Annotated in this window: 17 protein-coding genes; 11 read left to right on the plus strand and 6 right to left on the minus strand. The window is 64.7% G+C overall.

Features of this window, described 5'->3' with window-relative positions:
• Position 1: 1 nt before the first annotated feature.
• The 3 genes from G513_RS25000 to G513_RS23000 form a co-directional block, all read right to left on the minus strand.
• The gene (locus G513_RS25000) at positions 2-4,534 is read right to left on the minus strand and encodes a PAS domain-containing protein (RefSeq protein WP_169560645.1); all 4,533 of its coding nucleotides are present in this window, start codon (positions 4,532-4,534) and stop codon (positions 2-4) included.
• A gap of 265 nt (positions 4,535-4,799) precedes the next feature.
• Positions 4,800-5,900, minus strand: a complete 1,101-nt coding sequence (locus G513_RS0113475; protein WP_022977376.1) for a hypothetical protein — start codon at positions 5,898-5,900, stop codon at positions 4,800-4,802.
• A gap of 186 nt (positions 5,901-6,086) precedes the next feature.
• Positions 6,087-7,622, minus strand: a complete 1,536-nt coding sequence (locus tag G513_RS23000) for an acyl-CoA synthetase (RefSeq protein WP_033417829.1) — start codon at positions 7,620-7,622, stop codon at positions 6,087-6,089.
• A gap of 100 nt (positions 7,623-7,722) precedes the next feature.
• On the opposite strand from G513_RS23000, the gene G513_RS0113485 reads away from it, so the two are divergent.
• From G513_RS0113485 to G513_RS0113495, 3 genes are all read left to right on the plus strand, one after another.
• Positions 7,723-8,544 carry an NUDIX hydrolase gene (locus G513_RS0113485; protein WP_022977378.1) on the plus strand — a complete coding sequence of 274 codons (822 nt, stop codon included), beginning with the start codon at positions 7,723-7,725 and terminating at the stop codon, positions 8,542-8,544.
• Positions 8,545-8,631: 87 nt separating this feature from the next.
• Positions 8,632-9,516: a bile acid:sodium symporter family protein gene (locus G513_RS0113490; protein WP_022977379.1), complete on the plus strand. Its 885-nt coding sequence runs from the start codon at positions 8,632-8,634 to the stop codon at positions 9,514-9,516.
• Positions 9,509-10,171 carry a DUF599 domain-containing protein gene (locus G513_RS0113495; protein WP_022977380.1) on the plus strand — a complete coding sequence of 221 codons (663 nt, stop codon included), beginning with the start codon at positions 9,509-9,511 and terminating at the stop codon, positions 10,169-10,171. Before G513_RS0113490 ends, G513_RS0113495 begins: the two co-directional genes overlap by 8 nt.
• A gap of 4 nt (positions 10,172-10,175) precedes the next feature.
• Here G513_RS0113495 and G513_RS0113500 read toward each other — a convergent pair whose 3' ends face one another.
• On the minus strand, positions 10,176-11,306 hold the full coding sequence (locus G513_RS0113500; protein ID WP_022977381.1) for an acyl-CoA dehydrogenase family protein: 1,131 nt from the start codon (positions 11,304-11,306) through the stop codon (positions 10,176-10,178).
• 355 nt (positions 11,307-11,661) lie between these two features.
• On the opposite strand from G513_RS0113500, the gene G513_RS0113505 reads away from it, so the two are divergent.
• From G513_RS0113505 to G513_RS0113530, 6 genes are all read left to right on the plus strand, one after another.
• A complete protein-coding gene (locus G513_RS0113505) occupies positions 11,662-12,105 on the plus strand; it encodes an HU family DNA-binding protein (protein WP_022977382.1) in 444 nt (147 codons plus the stop codon).
• A 352-nt stretch (positions 12,106-12,457) separates the two neighbouring features.
• Positions 12,458-13,921: an FAD/NAD(P)-binding protein gene (locus G513_RS23005; protein WP_022977383.1), complete on the plus strand. Its 1,464-nt coding sequence runs from the start codon at positions 12,458-12,460 to the stop codon at positions 13,919-13,921.
• A gap of 219 nt (positions 13,922-14,140) precedes the next feature.
• Positions 14,141-14,356 (plus strand): TOBE domain-containing protein, encoded by a 216-nt coding sequence (locus G513_RS0113515; RefSeq protein WP_022977384.1) that lies wholly within the window; start codon positions 14,141-14,143, stop codon positions 14,354-14,356.
• 46 nt (positions 14,357-14,402) lie between these two features.
• Positions 14,403-15,014: a class II glutamine amidotransferase domain-containing protein gene (locus G513_RS0113520; RefSeq protein ID WP_022977385.1), complete on the plus strand. Its 612-nt coding sequence runs from the start codon at positions 14,403-14,405 to the stop codon at positions 15,012-15,014.
• 79 nt (positions 15,015-15,093) lie between these two features.
• Entirely contained in the window at positions 15,094-16,089 is a 996-nt protein-coding gene (gene cysB, locus G513_RS0113525) for an HTH-type transcriptional regulator CysB (protein WP_022977386.1), read from the plus strand.
• A 6-nt stretch (positions 16,090-16,095) separates the two neighbouring features.
• Entirely contained in the window at positions 16,096-18,561 is a 2,466-nt protein-coding gene (locus G513_RS0113530; RefSeq protein ID WP_022977387.1) for a TonB-dependent receptor, read from the plus strand.
• 217 nt (positions 18,562-18,778) lie between these two features.
• Here G513_RS0113530 and G513_RS0113535 read toward each other — a convergent pair whose 3' ends face one another.
• Positions 18,779-19,702 (minus strand): fatty acid desaturase family protein, encoded by a 924-nt coding sequence (locus G513_RS0113535; protein ID WP_022977388.1) that lies wholly within the window; start codon positions 19,700-19,702, stop codon positions 18,779-18,781.
• A complete protein-coding gene (locus tag G513_RS23010) occupies positions 19,699-20,214 on the minus strand; it encodes a MarR family winged helix-turn-helix transcriptional regulator (protein WP_022977389.1) in 516 nt (171 codons plus the stop codon). Before G513_RS23010 ends, G513_RS0113535 begins: the two co-directional genes overlap by 4 nt.
• Before the next feature lie 66 nt (positions 20,215-20,280).
• Between G513_RS23010 and G513_RS0113545 the strand changes: the two genes are divergently transcribed.
• Both G513_RS0113545 and G513_RS0113550 read left to right on the plus strand, forming a co-directional pair.
• Positions 20,281-22,527 carry a molybdopterin-containing oxidoreductase family protein gene (locus G513_RS0113545; protein WP_022977390.1) on the plus strand — a complete coding sequence of 749 codons (2,247 nt, stop codon included), beginning with the start codon at positions 20,281-20,283 and terminating at the stop codon, positions 22,525-22,527.
• Complete coding sequence (locus G513_RS0113550; RefSeq protein ID WP_022977391.1) at positions 22,524-22,733, plus strand: hypothetical protein; 210 nt, start codon at positions 22,524-22,526, stop codon at positions 22,731-22,733. The genes G513_RS0113545 and G513_RS0113550 overlap by 4 nt, the downstream gene beginning before the upstream one ends.
• Positions 22,734-22,956: the final 223 nt, after the last annotated feature.

Below are 22,956 nucleotides of genomic sequence, written 5' to 3' on the forward strand. Positions count from 1 at the left end.
GTCAGCACTCCATTCGATTTTGCAGATACTCGCCGATGACGCGGCGTGCTGTCTCATCCGCTTGCATCAGGCCAGCCAGTTCTGAGGCCAGTTCTACGTCCGGACTCGCGGCCTGCTCGCCCAGCCGCGATTCCAGCGCCGCCGCCGCGCGCCGCAACGCGAGCAGGCCGAGCGTGGCCGACACGCCTCTGAGTGAGTGAGCGTCGCGCTTCGCTGATTCAAGTTCGCCGCCGTGCAGCAGTTCCGCGATCTGCTTCGATGCCGGAGGCGCAGCGAGGAAGCGCCGCGCAAGCTTCTGCCACAGCGCGCGGCTGTCGGCCATCTGGCGAATTGACGCCAGGAAATCGAAGTCCGGTTCTGCATCCGTTCCCTGGGAGAGGCGGCTTGCACTCGTGGTGTGTGGCGCGGCACCCGTGCTCCCTTCAGGCACGCGCGGAACGTCTGTCCCGCCAACGGTATCGGCTTGAATCCACTTCGCAAGCAGCGCGTACAGCCGGTTGACGTCCACCGGCTTGCCGAGGTGATCGTTCATGCCAGCCTCGATGCAGCGTTGCCGATCCTCGGCCATTGCGTTCGCAGTCATCGCGATGATCGGCACCGTCGCGCGCCTGGACGCAAGCGCGCGGATACGGCGCGTGGCCTCCAGCCCATCCATGATCGGCATCTGCACGTCCATCAGCACCGCGTCGTAATCGACTGCGGCGACGCGCTCCACGGCTTCCTGCCCGTGCACGGCCAGGTCCACGCCGATGCCCACGCGTTGCAACAGCTCGCGCGCGACTTCCTGGTTGATCTGGTTGTCCTCCACCAGCAGCACGCGACGGCCGGCGAGTGTGTTCGCACCCACCACTGCGGCCGGGGTCTTGGTCACCTCCAGCGCAGCCTCGCTGCCGAAAGCATCGACAATGGTGTCGAGCAGCACTGAAGGATTCACCGGCTTGATCAGGAAGCCGTCGAGTCCGGCCGACAGCGCCTGACGCTCCACTTCCTCGCGCCCGAACGCGGTGACCATGATGATCACGGTCGGCTCCGGGTGAGCAAGATCGCGGATGCGACGTACGGCCTCGATGCCGTTCATGCCCGGCATCTGCCAGTCCATGAGCACGAGGCGGAAGGCGCCATCGTTGGCGGCGCGAATCTTCTCGATTGCCCGTGGTCCGTCGCTCGCCGACTCGACGACGAAGCCGAACGATTCGAGGTAGGCCCGCAAGATCGACACCGCAGTCGCGTTGTCGTCAACCACCAGCACGCGCATGCCGCGCAGAGATTTCGGCGTCGCGCTGCGCTTGGCCGAGGCGGGGGCAAGGCCGAAGCGCGCGGTGAAGGAGAACGTGCTGCCACTGCCCGGCGTGCTGTCCACGGTGATCTCGCCGTCCATCAGATCGACCAGACGTTGCGAGATCGCCAGGCCCAGGCCAGTGCCGCCGTAGCGCCGCGTGGTCGAGGTATCGGCCTGCGAGAAGCTCTCGAACAGCTTTTCGATCTGTGCCTCGCTCAGCCCGATGCCGGTGTCCGCCACCTCGAAGCGCAGACGTACGAAGTCGCGGCCGCGCTTGGCCGTCTCCACGCGCACCACGATCTGGCCCTTGTCCGTGAACTTGATCGCGTTGCCGGTGAGATTCAGCAACACCTGCCCGAGCCGCAGCGGATCGCCGACCAGCTGCGCGCTCAATCCCGGCTCCACCGAGAACAACAGTTCCAGGCCCTTCTCCGCCGCGCGCAGGTTGAGCATGTCGGAGAGATTATCGAGCACGCCATAGAGATCGAACGGCGTCGCCTCCAGGCTCAGCTTGCCGGCCTCGATCTTCGAGAAGTCGAGAATGTCGTTGATGATCTGCAGCAACGACTTGGCCGCTGTGTCGATCTTGCCGAGGTAGTCCTTGAGCCGGTCGGGCTCGCTGCTCGACAAGCCGAGGTGGGTCAGACCGACGATCGCATTCATCGGCGTGCGGATCTCGTGGCTCATGTTGGCGAGGAAGTCGCCCTTGGCCTTCGACGCTGCATGCGCGGCGGCTTCGGCGGCTTTCAGTTCCGCCTCGTGGCGCGTGCGTTCGCGCAGGTCGATCATGGTCGCAAACAGCTGCGTCTTGCCGCCGAGCTGGATGCGTGTCAGCGCCACCTCGCAGGGCCGCAGCTCGCCCGCTCGCGTCTGGTGCATCCAGTCGAAGCGGTTGTAACCGCGCTCGAACGCCAGACCAATCACCTCTTCCGCCTTCTCCATCGACGGCCGGCCGTCAGGCTGCCGCGTAGGCGAAAAGCTCGGGAAATCGCGTGCAAATTCCTGCTCGTCCTCGATGCCGAGCAGTTCACGCAAGCTGGGATTGGCCTCCGAGAACTGACGCTGCTCGTCGATCATCACCAGTCCGATGCGGTTGTAGTCGAAGATCGCGCGAAGACGCGCTTCGGCGGCCTGCGCCGCATCACGCGCCACCATGAGCAGGCGAGTAGCCTCTTCTGCACGCGCCTGCGCCTCACGCTCGGCTGTCACCTCCAGGGTGAAGCCGCTCCAGGCAACACCACCGTCCGGCTGCGGAATGGGCTTGGCAGAAGTGCGCAGCCAGGCCATGCGGCCGTCGGCCACTTCGGAGCGATAGGTGGCCTCGACATTGCCGCCGCTACGTATGGCTTCGATGAACGCACCGATCAACTTGGACTGATCCTCCTTGTGCACCAGATAAAGGAGTGAGTTCGGCGTGCCGGTGATCCACTCGCGCGCGCGTCCGAACAACACCGGTCCCTGGTCGCTGATCATCGTGTACGTGCCGCCGAGATTCGGCGCGACGCGGTACTGGTAGACCACACCCGGCAGCGAGTCGGTGACCACGCGCAGCTGCTGCGAACTGGCTTGCGCCTGGTCGCGTGCTGCGCGCAACTCGGCTTCCAGCGTCTTCATCTCCGTGATGTCCTGCCAGAAACCGTTCGACACTACGCTGCCATCGGGCATGCGCCGACCGGCGGACCGCGCGAGCAGCCAGCGGATCTCGCCGCTCAGCACATGCCGAAGACGGAATTCCAGCCGCAGCGTGCCGGCCTCGCGCGCCATGCGCGTGGTCTCGGCGATGACGTGGGCGCGGTCCTCGTCAACGATGTTGCGGACCAGCTCGGACAGATCGGTCATCGCGGCGTCGCGCTCGATGCCGGTAAGCGCGCGCATGCCCTCGCTGACGTGCGCGACTCTCGCCGAACCGTCGGTGCCGTAAACCATCTGGAAGACGACGCCCGGCAGGCTGTCGGTGATGTCGAGCACCCGGCGTTCGGCGACCTGCGCGGCATCACGCGCAGCACGCAGTTCGATTTCCAGCATCTTGATATCGGTGATGTCCTGCCAGAAGCCGTTGCAGACGACTTCGCCACCTGATCGCCGGGTCGATGTCGCCCGTGAGCGCAGCCAGCGCAGCTCGCCGGTGATCGCGTGGCGAAACTGGAAGTCGAAACTCAACGCGTCCCGTTGCCCGGCAGCGGCGACGATGGCCTTCTTGAGCCGCGGCAGATCGGTGGTCTGCACCATCGCGTACAGACGTCCCACATCTTCTTCGGCGGCGGCCTTGTCGATGCCCACCAGATCGACGATGCCCTCGCTCACATAGGTCATGCGAATGACGCCATCGCCCCCGATGACCACTTGGTACATCGCGCCAGGCGTGGACCCGACGATCTCGCGCATGCGGTTTTCGGCGTCGATCAGCGCTGCCTCGGCGCGCTTGTGCTCGGTCACGTCCACGGTGATGCCTTCCCACAGCACCTGCCCGTCCTCGGCGCGGCGAGGCGCGACAATATTCTTGATCCAGTGCGTCGAACCGTCACGATGGTTGACGCGCACGACGTGTTCCTGGACCTGCATTTCGGACACCGAGCGTTCCAGCGCCTCGGCGATCTGCGGGCGGTCCTCTTCGTGCACCACACGAAGGAAGGCCCCGAAATCCTCGATAAGCTCCGCGTGCGGCACTCCCGACATCTGCTCGCTGCCGTGCGAGAGATAGTTGAGGCCGATGGAGCCGTCTTCACCGCGGCGCAGCTGGAACAGCACGCCGGGCACGGTATCGACGATGGCGCGGAGGCGCGCCTCGGAGCGCTCCAACTGCTCGCGCCCCTCGCGCTCCTCGGTGACGTCGTTCCAGTAACCGTTCCAAAGCATCGTGTCGCCGGATTTGCGGACCGTCGCGAAGGTGCGCACCCAACGCTGCGTGCCATCGGGCTTGCGGATGCGGACATCCGCGTTCACCGGCCGGTTCTCGCGCGCCGAATCGCGGTACGCGGTAAACAGGATTGCCGAGTCCTGGGCAATGACCAACTTCGACGGCAGCAGCGGATCGTCCAGTACCGCTTGCCGCTCCACGCCCAGCACTTCGCTCACGCGGCCGCTGACGAAGTTGTAGCGCAGGTTGTCGGCGCAGTCGGATTCGAGTTGAAACACCGCGCCGGGGAGCGACTCCGCCAGGTCGCTCATCAGGTGTTCCTGCGCGGCCTTGTCGAAGCGCGCCCTGCCAAGCCGGCGGAGATCTCTTGGCGGTGCGGGAGGTGTGGCGTCGTTCATCAATCGTCCTGCCGGCGGCTCCGGAGCTGACTCTGAGGCGCGACAGACCGGACCGCAATTCGGCCGCGCCTGGCGAGTGTGGGCGCGGCCGGTGTCAACGGTGCTTCGGATCATGTCAGCTGGCTGAAACATGATGTCAGGAGCTTTGCAGACGCAATGTTGCAGAGAGTGAGTCAGTTCGGATAGCCCGTCCGAAAGCGAAACGCGGCCCGTGATCCGGGCCGCGCGGTCGACGATCGGAAGGCTTCGCCCGCCTGCGTCAACGTCATTTCTTCTCGCAGACGCACTGGTAAAGGCCGCATTCGAGCGTGTCTGCCTTGCAAACTGCTGCGAATCCCTTGCAGCCGTCGCCAAAGCAGGAGCACTGCGTTCCTTCGCAATCGTGGGGCAGCGGTTGCGCAGGCTTGGTACCCCACTTGAACGGGGTCTTGATCAAGGGACTGACAGTCGCCTCGCGCTCCTTCTGCACTGAGGGCGGCGCCAGGCCGGCAGCAGCGCCACCGACGTTGTCGATCGGATCGAGCGCGGCCTCGCGACTGCGGCTCGCTGCCTCGCGCACCTTCTGCACCGCCGGCAACAGCAGGCAGATGCCCGGCTCGGTCTGTTCGGCCGAGATCACGATGTCGTTGCCGTCGCCACCCACGTAGCTGATGCGCATGCCGACGTTCTGATCCGTACAGCCGACGTAACCGCCCTCGGGCAGGCCGTTGAACTCGCCGCTGCGCGTGCCGTTGATGGTGATGATCTGGTACGAATCGCCGGGCCTCGGCTCGAAGCCGTAGTAGGTCGAGAGCTTCAGCTCGCCTTCGATGTCCATCGTGTCGGCCGTCATCGTCGAGTACTGGCCGGGACCGGCAGCAAGCTGGTTGCTCCCCGCTGCGTCCCGCATCAGGCTGGCCGGCGTGGTGCCGCCCAAGCCCACGTTCATAGTCGCGCTGCGGCCGCCGATGACCAACGTCCCGCCCTGCGTGCTGCTGCGGTGGATGAACTGGCCAGCGTCGAACACATGCGTGTCGCGATTCTCGATCCGCGCGCCCGGCAGCGTTTCCAGCACCGCCACGCTGCTGATCACCAGATCGCCGAAGGTCACCTTGGAATAGCCGGTCGGATCATTTTTCGGATCGATCACCACGTAGTCCTGGCCATCCAGAAACACGTTGTCACCCGCACCCGGCACGCGGCGGCTGCTCCAGTTGGACGGGTTGAACCAGTTGCCATCCCGGCCGACGTAGTGCACGCCATCACCATTGACGTCGCCAGCCGCGACAGAGACGCCGCCAGCCGCAGCGGCCGGCTGCGACAGGGCAAAGCTCGCGAGTGCTGCGGCGACGAGCGTGGAACGGCGGAAGAAGGTCGAGGTGTTCATGTTGGGGCTCCGAGGCAGGTCGAAAGCGAGTCACTTTCGCTGGAGCCCAGACTAGGCAGCGCGCGTATCAGCGCGATGCCACAGCACGGAAACATCGTGTCGGCGCGATGTCCGTCCGGAACCTTGTCTCACTTGGACTGGGGGACGCCCGCCGCAGAGGCGGGGTGAAGTCGAGGACGGCGACGTTCAGCTGTAAAGCCGACGCAGCTCGGTCTTGACGAGCTTGCCGTTCGGGTTGCGCGGCATCGTCTCGATCACGTGCAGCGCTTTCGGCAGCTTGTAGCGCGCCAGTCGTGGCGCGACGAAGGCGAGCAGCGTCTCCAGATCAAGCGCCTGCCCGGCCTTCAGCACGGCGATCACGACCACGGTTTCGCCCCAGCGAGCGTCGGGCGCGCCGATCACCGCGGCTTCGGCAATCGCCGGATGTTCGTAGAGCAGGCTTTCGATCTCGGCCGGATAGATGTTCTCGCCGCCACTGATGATCATGTCCTTGAGGCGATCGCAGATGTAGTAGAAGCCTTCGTCGTCGAAGTAGGCGCCATCGCCGCTGTGCAGCCAGCCGTCGGCATCGATCGCCGCGGCCGTCTCCGCAGGGCGCTGCCAGTAGCCCGGGGTGATGTTGCCGCCGCGCATGCAGATCTCGCCGCGCTCGCCCGGCGTGGTGATCGTGTTGCCATCGCTGTCGATCAGCTTGACCTCGGTCAGCAGGCCGGGCCGGCCGCAGGAGCCGAGCTTGGTCGTCGCCCGGCCGGTTTCGAGAAAGGTGGCGCCGGTCGAGGACTCGGTCATGCCGTAGCACTGGCTGACCGGAATGTTGCGCGACTCGTAGGTGCGCAGCAGCGGCTCGGGCACCGGCGCGCCGCCGGCCACGATCAGACGCATCGCCGACAAATCGGTGCTCGCGAAGCGTGGGTGCTGGCTGGCGAACAGCATCATCGCCGGCACCGCGAAGCTCACGGTCACCCGGTAGTGCTCCAGCGCATCCAGGAACTGCCCGGCTTCGAAGCCCTGCTGGAGCACGACGTGGCCGCCGATCAGCAAGGTCGGCAGCAGCGCCACGCAGAGGCCACCGCTATGAAACAGCGGCGCGCAGTTCAGGGTCACGTCCTGCGACGTGTAATCGCTGGCCAGCAGCCAATTGAGATTGTTGGTCCACAGGTTGCGATTGCTGAGCATCACGCCCTTGGGTTTGCCGGTGGTGCCGGAGGTGTAGATCAGCACCACGACGTCATCCGGCTTGCCATCGATCGCGTCGGGAATTGCCAGGTCTGCGGCAAGCTGTGCGTCCAGCGCCTCCCAGCCCGGCTGGGTGGCGCCGAGCAGCAGGCGTCGCCGTACCGGCAGATCGGCCAGCGCCGGTTCGATCAGCGGCGCGTGCTGCGCGTCGGCAACCAGGGTGTGGATGCTGGCATCGCGGATGATGTCGGCCAGCTCGGTGCGCGACAGCCGATAGTTCAGCGGCGCGAAGATCGCACCGATGCGGGCGCAGGCGAACAGCGCGACCAGGATCAGCGCGTGGTTCAGGCCCAGCCAGGCGACACGATCGCCAGCCTGCACGCCGCCGTGCACGAATACCGCGGCCATCTGCTCGATCTGCCGCTGCATCTCGCCATAACTCGTGGTTCGGCCTTCGAAGCTCACTGCCGGTCTTTCGGGCATCCGCAAGGCGCGGCGGCGGAACGATTCGGCGAAGCCCTGGGGGTCGAGACGGGAGGTCGGCATGGCGGTCGGGTCGTCGTGGATGCGGCGCAGCGGGCACACCCGGCTGCGATCGTCGAAAATAGTCGGGTACCGTATCAATTTCCTCGTTCCGGAAGCAGACATGCCCGACACCGCTGCCATCGCCCCTGCCCGCCTCGCGGCGACCATCCTGCTGCTGCGCGACGACCCTGCCGCTGTCGACGCGAAAATCGAAGCTCAGATGGAAGTCTTCATGGTGGTGCGCCATCAGCAGATCGATTTCGCATCCGGCGCGCTGGTGTTTCCGGGCGGCAAGCTCGCGGCCGGCGATAGCGATTCGCGCCTCGCCCAGCTGTGCTCGGGCGCCGATGACCTGTCGACCGAGCAGCTGGCACTGAGGGTCGCGGCGATCCGCGAAGCCTTCGAGGAAAGCGGCGTGCTGCTGGCGCGCAAGCGTGGCGCGGCCAAGCTCATTGGTGCTGAAGTGCTCGACGCGCTCGATCACTACCGCAAGCCGCTCGACAAGGGTGCAATCGGTATCGTCGAGATGCTCGAAAGCGAAGGCCTGGAACTGGCCTGCGAAGCGCTGGTGCCGTTCGCACACTGGGTCACGCCGACCTTCATGCCGAAGCGCTTCGACACTTACTTCTTCCTCGCCGTGGCGCCGTCCGAACAGGTGGCCGGTCATGACGGCCGGGAGATGGTCGACTCGGTCTGGCTGCGTCCGGCGGCTGTGATCGCCGAGGCAGCAGCAGGCACCCGGACCCTGGTGCCGGCCACCTTGCTGAACGTCGAGAAGCTCGGTGAGCAGACCACCGTCGCTGGCGCACTCGCCGCGGCCCGCAAGCAGCCGCCGGTGATGGTGCTGCCGGAAGTCGTCGAGCAGGCCGATGGCGCCGAAGGCAAGCGAACGCTGCGGATTCCGGGCAACGCCGGCTACAAGGTCACCAAATTCACGTTCTGACCTAGGTTCTCGGGCTGCCCCTCGCTTTACAGCGCAGCGCAGCAATCGGGACAGTAGCGGCCCCTGCTTCACCGGTCTTCCGATCCAATGCTGGCGACGATCTCCTCCACCTATCTGCCGATCGCGCTGGCCGTGATCATGCTCGGACTCGGCCTGTCGCTGACCACGGCCGACTTCCGTCGCGTGCTGACCCAGCCGCGGGCCGTCGCCGTGGCGCTGGTCGTGCAGGTGCTGATCCTGCCGGCGATCGCGTTCGGGTTGTGCCTCGCCTTTGCGCTGCCGCCGGAACTGGCGGTCGGCCTGATGGTGCTCGCCGCTTCGCCCGGTGGCACCAGCGCCAATCTGTTCAGCCATCTGGCGCGCGGTGACGTGGCGCTGAACATCACGCTGACGGCGGTGAACTCGGTGCTGGCGATCATCAGCCTGCCGCTGATCATCAATCTGGCGCTGGTGCACTTCATCGGCGAAGGACGCAGCGTGCCGCTGCAGTTCTCGAAGGTGGCGCAGGTGGTGGCGATCGTCATCGTGCCGGTACTCGTCGGCATGCTGCTGCGCAATCGTCGGCCGGCGCTGGCGATCCGCTTCGAGACGCCGGTGAAGCTCTTTTCAATCCTGTTCCTGATCCTGCTGGTGGTGCTGATCATGGTCAGCGGCTGGAAAACCATTGCCCAGCACATGGCCAGCGTTGGCAGTGCCGCGCTGCTGTTCAATCTGATGAGTCTGGCGATCGGCTACAACCTGCCGCGCCTGCTCGGCCTAGGCCGCCCGCAGGCGATCGCCATCGGCATGGAGATCGGCGTGCACAACTCGGCGCTGGCCATCGCCATCGCCTTGTCGCCGCTGCTGCTGAACCAGCCGGCGATGGCGATCCCGGCAACGCTGTACAGCCCGATCATGATGGCGACTGCGGGCCTGTTCGCGTTCTGGCTGACGCGGGGCAATCGCAACGGCACCACTCATCGTGATGAATAACTCGCATACCTGGATCGCGGCGCTGGCGACGATCGCGGTGCTGATCTGCTACGAAGCGCTGCAGGCGTTGATGCGCTGGCGCACGCCGGAGCGCGTTGCCCGTACTGCGCACACGCGTCTGCGCGAAGAATGGTTCGCGGCTGTGTCCAGCCATCCGGGTTCGGAACTGCTTGCCGTGCAGACGCTGCGCAACTCGTTGATGTCGGCCACGATGACCGCCTCGACCGCCGTGCTCGGCCTGGTGGCCACGGTGAGCCTCGCCGCACCCTCGCTGCATGCTCGTTTCAGCGATCCGGACGGCCTGGTGCTGATCACGCCCAGCCTGATGCTGGAGCTGGTCTTGCTGAGCCTGCTGTTCGCGTCATTGGTCTGCTCGGCGATGGCCGTGCGCTACTACAACCACGCCGGCTTCATCGCCGGCATGCCTTGCGAATCGCCGGGCCGGCAGCGCTGGAACGACGCCGGACGAGTCTGCGTGCGACGCGGCGGCGTGTTGTACAGCTGGGGCCTGCGTTATCTGGTGCTGGTCGCGCCGATTCTGGCCGCGACCCTGCATCCCTACGCAGGACCGCCGGCAGCGCTGCTGGTGGTCTGCGTGCTGTACGGCTTCGATCGCAGCGAGACGCCGGTGTCAGTCTCTGTATCGCTGCGCTGAAGGATCAAGCCGCCAGGCTGCGTCCGATGATGATTTTCTGGATGTCCGAGGTGCCTTCGTAGATCTGGCAGACGCGAACATCGCGATAGATGCGTTCGACCGGAAAATCCTCGACATAGCCGTAGCCGCCGAAAGTCTGGATCGCGACCGAGCAGACGGCCTCTGCCGTTTCCGAAGCAAACAGCTTGGCCATGCAGGCCTGCTCCAGACAAGGCACGCCGGCGTCCTTCATCCGCGCGGCCGACAGCACCAGCTGGCGCGCCGCTTCGAGCTTGGTCTTGGCATCGACGAGCCGGAAATTGACCGCCTGATGATCCATCAGCCGCTTGCCGAACGAGGTGCGCTCGCCGGCGTAGCGAATCGCCGCATCGAGCGCAGCCTGGGCCATGCCCACACTTTGCGAGGCGATGCCGATGCGGCCTGATTCGAGGCTCGACAGCGCGATCTTGTAGCCCTCGCCTTCACCGCCGATCATCGCGGCTAGCGGCAGTTCCAGGTCATCAAACTGCAGGCTGCAGGTGTCGGAAGCCTTCTGGCCGAGCTTGTGCTCGATCTTCGACACGCTGTAACCGGTGCTGTCGGTCGGCACCAGGAACGCCGAGATGCCGCGCTTGGTGTTGGCCGGATCGGTGACCGCGAAGACGATCGTGTAGCGGCCGATCTTGCCGCTGGTGATGAACTGCTTGGCACCGTTGATGACGTAGCGATCGCCGTGACGCACGGCGCGGGTGCGCAGCGCGGAGGCATCGGAACCGGCCTGGCTTTCGGTCAGCGCGAACGCGCCGATGAACTCGCCACGCGCGGCCGGGCGCAGCACCTCGGCTTTGTGCGCATCCGAACCATAGCGTTCGAGGATCGCGCAGAACGGCGCGTTATGGACCGACATCACCGTCGACACCGCACCGTCGCCTTCGGCCACGGCCATCAGCGCCAGCGCGTAGGAGACGTAATCGGCGCCCGCGCCGTCCCAGTCCGGCGACACCGTCATGCCCAGCAGGCCGATGCTGGCCAGGCCTTCGAACACCGCCGGCTCGATCGCCAGCGCCTTTTCGCGCGCGGCAGCACCGGGGGCCAGCACTTCACGCGAGTAGCGGCGCGCGGCGTCGTCGACCAGTCTTTGTTCTTCAGTCAGCATGAGTTCGTAAGGTTCGGTTCGAGGGAGATGCAAGCGTCGACAGGCCTGTACAAGCTTGCTGCAGCGCTTGCGCGCTTGTGCGGCCCATCGTGAAAGCCGGATTGTGGCGGGTCTGCTGACCGTTCGCCCCAGCCATTTGGCCGGGGTTTGCACTCCGTTGACCGGAGCCCGTTGCGGCTTGATGCTGGGCAAGTGCCGAAAGTCTGCGATCAACGGATAAGCTACGCCGACAAGCAGAATGAGGAATTCGGCGCGCAAGCACCTATACTCGCGTGCCGGCGGTAGTCGTGAGCTTGCAACAAGCTTGCAGCACTGGCGCAATCACACAATCACATCTAAAGACATCAGGAGCCCCATGGCCAAAGTAGCCTCGAAGACCACGACCAAGACCGCCCCGACCAAGGCCGCTGCCAAGCCGGCCGCGACCAAGGCTGCTGCGACCAAAGCAGCCGCCAAGCCGAAGGCCGCCGAACCGGCAGCACTGAAGCCGATCAAGGAAACGCTGAACAAGACCGGGCTGATCGCCCACCTCGTCACCCATAGCGGCATCGAAGCGAAGGGCGTCAAGAAGGTGCTGGAAGCGCTGGAAGGCGCGATCGCCTCGTCGGTCAGCAAGAAGGGCGCAGGCTCGTTCGTGCTGCCGGGCTACCTGAAGATCTCGGCGGTCAAGGTTCCGGCCAAGCCGAAGCGCAAGGGCATCAACCGCTTCACCGGCCAGGAGCAGACCTTCGCCGCCAAGCCGGCCTCGCTGAAGATCCGCGTGCGTCCGCTGAAGAAGCTGAAGGACGCGGTGGCCTGATCGGCCATTCGCTGAAGTCTTGACCGCCGGCCTTCACGCCGGGCGGTCCTGAACGAAGGGCGACGACCGCAGGGTCGTCGCCCTTTGTCGTTTCCGACGGCAGACGGCAAGCGACCAGCGGGCGGGCGGCGACGGGCTCTCATCGGAGAACCGTCAGGCCTTATTCCGGCGCGAAACATGCTTATGCAATTATGAGCAGCCAGCTTCAAGCAATCGCTGTCGACCATTTTTCGCGCATCAGACGGGCTCGATAGAACTCGATCGCAGGTGACTGGCGGTAACATTTAATTATTAGGTCATACCGATATAACAAGCGGCCTCGCATACTTCCTCATCTGCTGATTGGAATCCCATGTCGACCTCGAACACTGACCCACGCTGTCCAGCAGTCGCCATCATCGGGGCTGGCTTCAGCGGCACGATGGTCGCCGTCAATCTGCTTCGCGAGGCGACCGGCCCGCTGCGGGTGATCCTGATCGAGCGTGCCGACGCTGCCGGTCTCGGCGTGGCCTATCGCGAGCAGCCGGACTGTCATCTGCTGAACGTGCGCGCCGAAGGCATGAGCGCGTTTCCGGATCAGCCCTCGCACTTCCTGAAGTGGCTTGCCGAACATCGCGGCGATGAAGCGCTGGTCAACCCGGCCGCGTTCCTGCCGCGTCGTCTCTATGGCGTCTATCTGCGCTCGATCCTCGCCGAAGCCGCCGCCACCTCGCGCCGCGACGTGCGCCTGGAACTGGTGCATGACGAAGTGCTCGGCGTTGCCGCAAGCGAGCGCGAAATCCGCTTGCGCATGGCCAAGGGCAACTCGATCACTGCACAGCGCGTGGTACTGGCGATGGGCAACCCCGGCCCGGCCGATCCGCCTGCCGACGATCCCTCTTTCTATTCAAGCCCGCTGTACCAGAGCCACGCCTGGTCCACGCATGGCCTGATCTCGGTACGCCACGACGATGCCGTGCTGCTGATCGGCTCCGGCCTGACCACGCTGGACTGGCTGGCCGCCCTGCACGAGCGCGGCCATCGCGGGCCGATCCATGTCGTCTCGCGGCGCGGCCTGCTGCCGCGCGCGCATGCGGTCGCGCCGCGGCATGTGCTGAGCTTCGATCTGTTCGCGGTGCCGCCGACGGTGCGCCAGCTGATGCGCGTGATCCGCAACGAGATCGATACCGTGATTGCCGAAGGCGGCGACTGGCGCTCGGTAATGGACGCGCTGCGTCCGCACGGCCAGCGCCTGTGGCAGCGCCTGTCGCGCCCGGAGCAGCTGCGCTTCCTGCGCCATGCCCGCACCTATTGGGACATCCACCGCCATCGCGCGGCACCGCGCATCGTCGAGACCGTCAACCGGCTGACCCAGCGTGGTCAGCTCGAAGTGCTGGCTGCGCGGCCGATCAGCTACGCGGACAACGGCGATGCCGTCGAGGTGCAATTGCGCACGCGCGGCGGCAAACAGACGATCACCCGCACCGTGCAGAGAGTCGTCAACTGCACCGGCCCGGACAGCAACTATCGGCGCCTGAACCATCCGCTGCTGCAGTCGCTGCGCGAGCAGGGGCTGGCGACAGTCGACACCCTGGGCCTGGGCCTGGAAACCGACGCGGCCGGCGGCCTGGTCGAACGTGATGGCGGTGCCTCGGCACGCGTGTTCACCCTGGGCCCGACCCGCAAGGGCGAGCTTTGGGAAACCACCGCCGTGCCGGAAATCCGCGGCCAGGCGCAGACCCTGGCGAGGCATCTGTTGAGCGTCATCGCCGCTGCCCAGCCGTCGCGCCGCGAGCCGGCCAACGACCCGGTGCTGGCTGCGCTGCACGCAGGCTGAAGCAGCCGGCTGCGCCCTTCCCGGAGATCAGGGGGGGCGGCATCAAGCCTTGATGGCCTGAAACAAAAGCGCCCGGAGCGAAATTTCGCCCGGGCGCTTTTTGTCGGGTCTTTATTCCATTAATTGATATATAAAAATTCCTTTATATTTCTTTATTGAATATCAATCGCCCCGTACAGTCTCGTTCCGTTATCAACCACCGCGTTTCAGGAGCGAGTCATGGTCATCCACGCGATCAACAGCAGAAACCAAATCCCGGGCCGGATCGTCGAGATCGTGCTCGGCCCGGTGGTGTCCGAAGTCGATGTCGAAACCGAGTCCGGCATCGTCACTTCGATCGTCACCACCCGTTCGATCAAGAGCCTGAATCTGCAGGTCGGCACCGAAGTGCTGGCCGTGTTCAAGGCCACCGAAGTGATGCTCGCGAAGATCTGAGCCCGTCTTCACCGGCCTTCTTCCCTCGTCAACGAGCACCGCGCCCATGTGCCTGATCATCCACCAGCCTGAAGAACTCACGACACCCGTCGCGCTGCTGCGCTCGGCCGCCGAGTACAACCCGGACGGTTTCGGCTTCATGGGGTTCGATGCCTCCGGCAAGCTGCGTATCGAGCGCAGCCCGAACGCCGATGTCGAACTGGCAACGCGCCTGGCCGAGGAGTTCGCCGGGCGCAACTGCGCGTTCCATTTCCGGCGCCGCACGCGAGGCTCGTCGCACGCCGAGAACCTGCATCCGTTCAAGATCGCGCCCGGTCTTTACCTGATGCACAACGGCACCGCGAAGGTCGAGATCCGCCAGGCCGGGCGCTCGGACACCTGGCATCTGGTGAACGACTATCTGGCGCCGTTCCTGAGCAGCCGGCGGAAGCTGATCTACGACCGCGCCTTCCGCCACATCCTCGATGCCTGGCTGGGGCCGCAGAACCGCATCGTGTTTCTCGATGAGACCGAGGGCCGCATCGAGCTGCTGCATCGCGCCGATGGCTTCGACTGGAATGGCCTGTGGCTCAGCAATACGCGCTGGGTCGATCGCAGCCTGCTGTCGCTGGCCGGCCATGACGGCGTCTATCGCGCGACCGAGGCCTCGTTCTGCTGAACGAGAGACCGACGTTCTGCTGAAGGGGCGAGCAGGCCCTGCTGAAAAACCATAACGATCAAGAATCAAGGGAAGCGTCATGAAACTCCGTCAACTGCATTACGTGCAGGAAATATCCAAGCGCGGCCTGAGCGTCACTGCCGCCGCCGATGCGCTGTTCACCTCGCAGCCGGGCGTGTCGAAGCAGGTGCGCCTGCTCGAAGACGAGCTGGGCGTCGACATCTTCGTGCGCAACGGCAAGCACATCTCCGAGATCACGCCGGCCGGCAAGCGCATCCTCGAATACACGGCGCGCCTGCTGCTGGAAGCCGACAACATCCGCAACATCGCCGCCGAGTTCCGCACTGCCGATCGCGGTGATCTGAGCGTCGCCACCACGCACACGCAGGCACGCTATGCGCTGCCACCGGTGATCAGCGGCTTCCGCCAGGCCTGGTCGCAGGTGGCCCTGCATCTGCATCAGGGCAGCCCGCCGCAGATCGCCAAGATGGCGGTCGAAGGCACTGCCGATTTCGCCATCGCCACCGAAGCGCTGGAGCATTTCGACGAGTTGGTGATGCTGCCCTGCTACCACTGGAATCGCAGCATCCTGGTGCCGCCGACTCACGCGCTCGCCCAGCGCTATCGCGACAAGCCGCAGGAGCTGACCCTGGAAGCGATCGCCGAGCATCCGGTGATCACCTACACCTTCGGCTTCACCGGCCGCTCGAAGCTCGATCAGGCCTTTGCCGCACAAGGCCTGAAGCCCGACGTGGTGCTGACAGCAGTCGATGCCGATGTCATCAAGACCTACGTCCGGCTCGGTCTGGGTATCGGCATCGTCGCGTCGATGTCGCATGACGAAACGCTCGATGCCGATCTGGTCAGCCTGCCGGTCGATCATCTGTTCGAGCCGAGCACCACGCACATCGGCTTCCGCCAGGGCATGTTCCTGCGCGGCTACATGTTCGATTTCATGCAGCGCTTCGCACCGCACCTGACCCGCGAACTGGTCGAGGCGGTAGCCGCTGTCCCCGATGCCGAGACGCGCCGCCGTCTCGTGCAGGAACGCATTCCCAAACTCCAGCAACGTTAAAGCTCGATGAACATTCGAACCCTTGTCTCCGCTGCCACCCTCGGCAGCTTCGTCGCCCCCTGGACCCCGTCGCTGGCGCAGGAGCCTGTCGAGCCCGTCACGGTCACGCCGGAAGCGGCTGCGGCCGATGCAGCCCCCGTTGCAGAGCCAAGCCCAGCCGTGGCCGTGACGGCAACGGCGAGCCCGACGACCGTCGCGCCGGACGTTGCCCGCATCGAAGAGATCGTGGTCACCGCCACCCGCCGCAACGGCTACATCGATGACATTCCGGCGTCGATCAGCGCCTACGGCGGCGAAGACCTGAAAGCGGTCGGCGTGCGCGACACCCGCGAACTGTCGAAGCTGGTGGCCGGCTTCACAGCCGCGGATTCCGGCTTCAACACGCCGATCTACACCTTGCGCGGTGTCGGCTTCGCCGATTCCAGCTTCGCCAACCAGTCGACCGTCGGCGTCTATCTCGATGAAGTCGCCCTGCCCTATCCGGTGATGACCAAGGGCCCGAATCTTGACCTGCGCCGGGTCGAAGTGCTGAAGGGACCGCAGGGCACCTTGTACGGGCGCAACTCCACCGGCGGCACCATCAACTACATCGCCAACAAGCCGACCAAGACCTTCACGGCCGGAGCCGAAGTGACCGGTGGCAGCTATGGCCGCCTCGATACCGAAGGCTTCATCAGCGGCCCGATCACCGACAACCTGCGGGTGCGCCTCGCCGGCTCCATGAGCGAATCGCAGACCGGCTGGCAGACCAGCAACACCCGGCCGGATGACCGGCTCGGCAAGGTCTCGAAGCGTGCCGCGCGCGGCATCGCCGACTGGGATGTGGTCGAGGATGTCTCGGTGCGTCTGGCGGTGTCCGGCTGGCTCGACAAGAGCGAGCCGCAGGCGCCGTATGCGGTCGATATCCGGCCGCAGAACCCGCTGGTGCCCGGGAACGCTTCGATCTCGCCACGCCTGCGCGATTACCCGCTGATTCCGAACAACAACAGCAACAAGGTCGCCGACTGGAATCCCGATGGCGGCTTCGGCCTCAACGACAATTTCTGGAACGCCACGCTGCGGCCGCAGTGGAACATCAACGAGAACCTGAAGCTGATCGGCCTGTTCGCGTATTCGCAGGTGCGTTCCGATGGTTCGGCGCTGCCGCAGGGCGGCACCGACCTGGAAAACATCGACCAGTTCCTGACCGGCAACATCCGCACCGTGTCCGGTGAAGTGCGCCTGGAAGGCACCATCGGCAGCACGGCCGACTGGCTGGTTGGCGTCAACTCCAACTACGACGAATACGGCATCGTCAGCGAAGGTCGCGGCTCGGAAAACAGCCTGAACTTCCCGCTGTACGGCTCGACGCCACCGTTGTTCACGCCACTGGTGTTGAACCGTGGCTCGGCACGCGGCGACGGTCAGATCCGTTCCAACGGCGCCTTCGCCGATGCGTCCTGGGCGTTCATCGAAACGCTGAAGCTCACCGCCGGCGTCCGCTACTCGCGTGAAGCGCAGGCCTACAGCGGCTGCACCTACGAGAACGCGGACAACGATTCGATCGTGCCGCTCTCGGCACTGTTCACCTTCGCCAGCATCGCCCGTGGCGGCAGTTCCGTCGTCCGTGCCGGCGACTGCGGCAGCGTCGATGCCGACGGCAACGCCGGCCTCTACAGCGATCACCTGAAGCAGGACAACATCTCCTATCGCGGCGTGCTCAGCTGGACGCCGATCAAGGACACCTTGTTCTACGGCTCGTACACGCGCGGCTTCAAGTCCGGCGGCTTCCCGACCGTGTTCTCGGTCGATCAGGCCAGCCTGGCGCCGGTCGTCCAGGAGCGGCTCGATGCCTACGAAGTCGGCGCCAAGCTCGGCCTGTTCGACAACCGCGTGCAGATCAACAGCGCAGCGTTCTATTACGACTACAAGAACAAGCAGCTGCTGACCTACTTCAGCGACCCGATCTTCGGCAACCTGCAGTACCTGCAGAACGTGCCGAAGTCACGCGTGGAAGGCGGCGAAATCACCGCCACCTGGCTGCCGATCAAGAACCTGAACCTGACGGCCCTCGGTTCCTATGTCCGCACCAAGGTCATCGAATTCGTCGGCCAGACTGCTACCGGCGACGATTTCGATTTCGCCGGCCGGCCGTTCAACTACGCACCGCATCTGCAGACCAGCCTGCTGGCCAACTACACGTTCACCATCGACAACTCGCTGAACGTCTCACCCGGCGTGGTCTGGACGCATACCGGCGAAACCAACTCGACCCTGGAAGGCGATCCGGTCTTCAAGCTCAACGAACATCAGATCATCGACGTACGCCTCGGCTTCTCGGCACCCGGCCAGCAATGGCAGGTCACCGCCTTCGTCCGCAATCTGACCAACGAGTTCTACCGCGCCTCAGTGGTCAACCTCGGCGACACGGCCTTCGCCTATGCCGGCCAGCCGCGCATCGTTGGCGTGACGTTCAGCTACGACGTTCGCTGAAGCTCGCGTTTCGAAAAAGCCCCGCACCTTCTGAAAGCTGCGGGGCTTTTTCGTGTGCGCTAGGAATGAACCGACATAACCACATCCGCTTTTTTCTCAATGCTCAAGCGGCATGCAAGCCGTCTGCTCAAATTGCTCTCAATGGCAGCTTTGTGCCAGCTGCAGACATTCACGTCCGTCCGCTTAGGGCTTGCCGGCACAACCTGCGGGGCCGCTTTTACAGTGTGACTGTCACGCGCGAGAAGATCCCGATCGCCTTGCCTCCATGCGCGCGCATCGCGGCTTCGACTTCGCGAAACAGCGACTGATAGCGGTAGAACGGCACTCGCGGGAACGCGTGATGGACCGAGTGCAAGGTCTGCCCAAGCCAGATCCATTCGAAGGGCTTCAACCAGCGCGGCACGATCAGGCTGCAGGTATCCGCGTATCGGCCGATGGTGTCGTACGGTACATGCGGCCGGTAAGCGAACCAGTACACCGTGAAGAAGGCCCCCGCGATGTACCCGATCACGATCACAGCCAGCCCCGGTAGCAGGGGCACCTGGCTCAGGAATGCGATGCGCCATCCAAGGCTGAAGCTCACTTCGGCAATGTAGCGGCACTTTTCGCCGAAGCTGGCTCGCTGCTGCCAATGGCCGCGAAAGATGTAGGTGACATGAATCCACAGTAGCCGGAAAGGCGCGATCAGGAAGGCCCACGGACCGTTGCCCATCGAGCTGATGTGGAAGTCCGGATCACGCACCGGATCATTGGTGTACCGGTGGTGGTTCATGTGCTCCAGCCGGTGCGAGCTGTGCGGCAGCATGATCATCGGCGCACACAGGTAACCGCAGAGTTCGCCGACCCAGCGGTAGCGCTCGTTGCGGCCGTGGATATTGCCGTGCGCGGCCTCGTGCAGTGGCGTGTAGGACGCATAGGTCAGCACAGCCAGCGCCACGGCTGCAGCCCACGCCGGAATCATGCCGGCGGCGAATAGCCACAGATTGGCGATGGTTGCCGTGACGACCCCGATCACCAGCGCAACAGTGCCCCAGGCGACCTCGCCCATGTGCCTTTGTGCGGCGGCGATCGCCTCGCGGTTGAGACGATCAAGATCCGTCGACATGCTGCTCCCCACTCGGTCGGTCACCACACGGCTCATCTGCTTGCTCCATGGGAATGAGACCGAACCGACGATTTCTGCCGAGTCGGTTCCTTTTCCATCCGGGCCAGCCTGCGCATGCCCTGAAACAGCTCGTCCCATAGCGGATCGCCGAGCTGCTGGCGCAGCGCCTCCTGAGCCTTGAGCCAGCGCGGAATCGTGGTCTTCAGTGATTCGAAGCCACGATCGGTGAGGCGGACCTTGCGCTGCCGGCGATCCTCGCCGCCGCCGATTTCCAGATGTCCGGAGCGCTCCAGGATCTGCACGTTGCGGGTCAGGGTTGTGCGATCGGTTTCGAGGTTCTGCGCCAGTCGCGACAGCGTGATCTCGCCGAAGTAGTACAGCCGGATCAGCAGCGACAGCTGGGCGATACCGATATCGGCATCACCCAGATGCTCGGTGTACAGCTTGGTGATCGCGCGGTTCGCCGAGCGCAGCTGTTCGGCGAAGCAGACGTAACGCTGCGTGCGGACGTCTTCGAGGAAAGGCAGGTGGTAGCGCTTGGCGTTCATTTGAGTGTATATACACGCACCATGTCAGCCTGTCACGGCCTGACCCCTTCATCCAGGAAGCTCACGATGCCCGGCGCCCCTTCGATCACCCCTTCCGCCGCTGGCAGCAAAAGCATCCCGCGTCCGCATCAGCGCCCCGGCATCACGACCCGAAAGACGCTGTGTGCAAGCTGCGATATCGCCTGCAGCGTGGTCACCGAAGTGCAGAAAGGCCGGGTGACGCGCGTGCGCTCCTCCGACAATCCGCTGTTCAAGGACAACATCTGCATCAAGGGCATCACGGCACCTAAGAATTTCGCCAACCCCGACCGCGTGCTCTATCCGCAACGACGGGTCGGCGAGCGTGGCTCCGGCAAGTTCGAGCGCGTCAGCTGGGACGAAGCACTGGCCGACATCGGCACGCGCCTGAAGAAGATCATCGACGAGCACGGCCCCGAAGCCTGGGCGGTGTCGACCAGCCAGTGGAATACCGGCACCGATCACGGCCTCGGCCGGCGGATCATGAATCACGTCGGTTCGCCGAACTGGATCAGCGGGGTGGCGCTGTGCGCGGGCAATACCGCGGCGGTGAATCGCCTGACCTACGGCTGGTATCCCTGGCCGGACTACGACAACACGAACTGCGTGGTGCTGTTCGGCCACAACCCGGGCAAGAACAGCTGGGTGCCGGTCTACAACCAGATCCAGCGCGTGAAGGCGCGCGGCGGCAAGCTGATCGTGCTCGATCCGCGCAAGAGCGAATGCGCCGAGATGGCTGACCTGTGGCTGCCACTGAAGGTCGGCAGCGATGCCGCGATGATGCTCGGCTGGTTGAAGGTTATCTTCGATGAAGGCCTGTATGACCGCGCCTTCGTCGAACGCTGGACCATCGGGTTCGAGGATCTACGCAAGCGGGTCGACGAGTTCCCGCTGTCGAGAGTCGCCGAGCTCACCGGCTGCTCGCCGGAGATGATCGCCAAGGCCGCACGCATGTACGCGACGATGGGGCCGTCGGTGATCCCGTGGACGCCGATCACCGACCAGCAGCGCAACAGCACTTCGGGCATCCGTCTGCAGAGCATCCTGCGCGCGGTCTGCGGCTACCTCGATGTGCCGGGCGGCGAAGCGCTGATGGGCTTTCATCCGAAGATCGTCTCGGAATCCGAGATCGAGATGCACGAGGCGCTGCCGGAGTCGCAGAAGGCCAAGCAGCTCGGCTCGGATGCACATCCGGTGTTCACCTATCGCGGCCAGGCCGCGCTGCGCGAACCCTGCAAGCGGGTCTGGGGCCATGAGTACGCGAATCAGGTCACCGGCTGCTTCATGGCCAATCCCTCGGCCGTGTTTCGGGCCATGGCCGGCGAAGGGCCGTATCCGGTGAAGGCGCTGTTCTCGATCGGCAACAACACGCTGATGGGCTTCGCCAACATGCCGCTGATCCTCAAGGCCCTGCTGAACCAGGACCTGATCGTGGTGCAGGAGCACGTGATGACGCCGACCGCCCAGCTCGCCGACTACGTGCTGCCCGGCGATTCCTGGCTGGAGCGGCCGTGGATGTTCGATGGCTACGGCTGGCTGTCGATCTACAAGCCTTCGCAGAGATCCATGGAGCCGCCGGGCGAATGCACCAGCACCTTCGAGTTCTGGAAGCGGATCGCCGGCGCGCTCGGCCGACCCGAGCTGGTGCCCTGGCCGACCTTGGAAGCGCTGTACGACTGGCGACTGGAGGCGCTCGGTGTCGACTTCGAAACCTTCGCCGAGACCTACGAGGTCCACGCCGACAAGCTCGAATTCCGCAAGTACGAAAAGACAGGCTTCGCCACGCCCAGCGGCAAGGTCGAACTGCGTTCGTCGATCCTCGACGACCTCGGCTTCGATCCGCTGCCGTACTGGCGCGACGCACCGCCGCCGGATGCCGAGTACCCGCTCACCATGTTCACCGGCGTGCGCGAGGCCGAGTACTTCCAGACCGGTGGCCGCCACGTGCCCGAGCTGCGCGCACGCAAACCGGAACCGGTGCTGTTCGTCAGTCCGACCACGGCGAAAGCACAGGGCTTGAGCGAAGGCGAATGGGTGCAGGTCGAAACCCGCACCGGCAAGGTCGACATTCAGGTCGGCGTGCGCACCAACATGCCCGATGGCCTGGTGCGCATTCCACACGGTTGGTGGAAGCCGGAGACCGAGCGCGGCCTTGGCAAGCTGTCCGGCGCGATGCAGTACGCCGACGCCCAGCTGTGCCCGGATGATGGCGAGTACCTCGATGTCGAGCAGGGCGTGCCGCATCTGAAAGGCCTGCCCTGCCGCATCGTCAAGCGCAGCGGAGCGCTCGCATGAAGCAGCCCTACATCGTTCGCGTGGCGCTGGCCAAGGTCGGCTTCGCGCTGGCCAAGAAGGCTTCGCGCAACCAGACCTGGTTCGACCGCCTCGCGCGGCGCGTGCTCGAACGAGTGCTGCACTTCAACTTCGATCTCGACGAAATGGTGCTGACTGACCAGGGCTACGACCCGGACGAACTGGAGCGTTACCAGAACCGACGTTGAGGTCAGAACATCGAACCATGACGATCTTTGATCGCGCTGAAAGTCTGTGCTCCGTAGGGGTGTAGCGCCGTGACGACAGGCGAATGTCTGCTTCCCGGCATTGAAGCGCAGGCGTAATCCGTCGGCCTCGGGCTGAGGCTGTGTGAAAACGCGTCGGAATAGATTATGTCGGTGAGCTGGCGCGATCGAAAGTTCGAGATTGTCCTGTCCTTTCGTCAATTTG

This window comes from Nevskia ramosa DSM 11499 (assembly GCF_000420645.1).
Classification (GTDB): domain Bacteria; phylum Pseudomonadota; class Gammaproteobacteria; order Nevskiales; family Nevskiaceae; genus Nevskia; species Nevskia ramosa.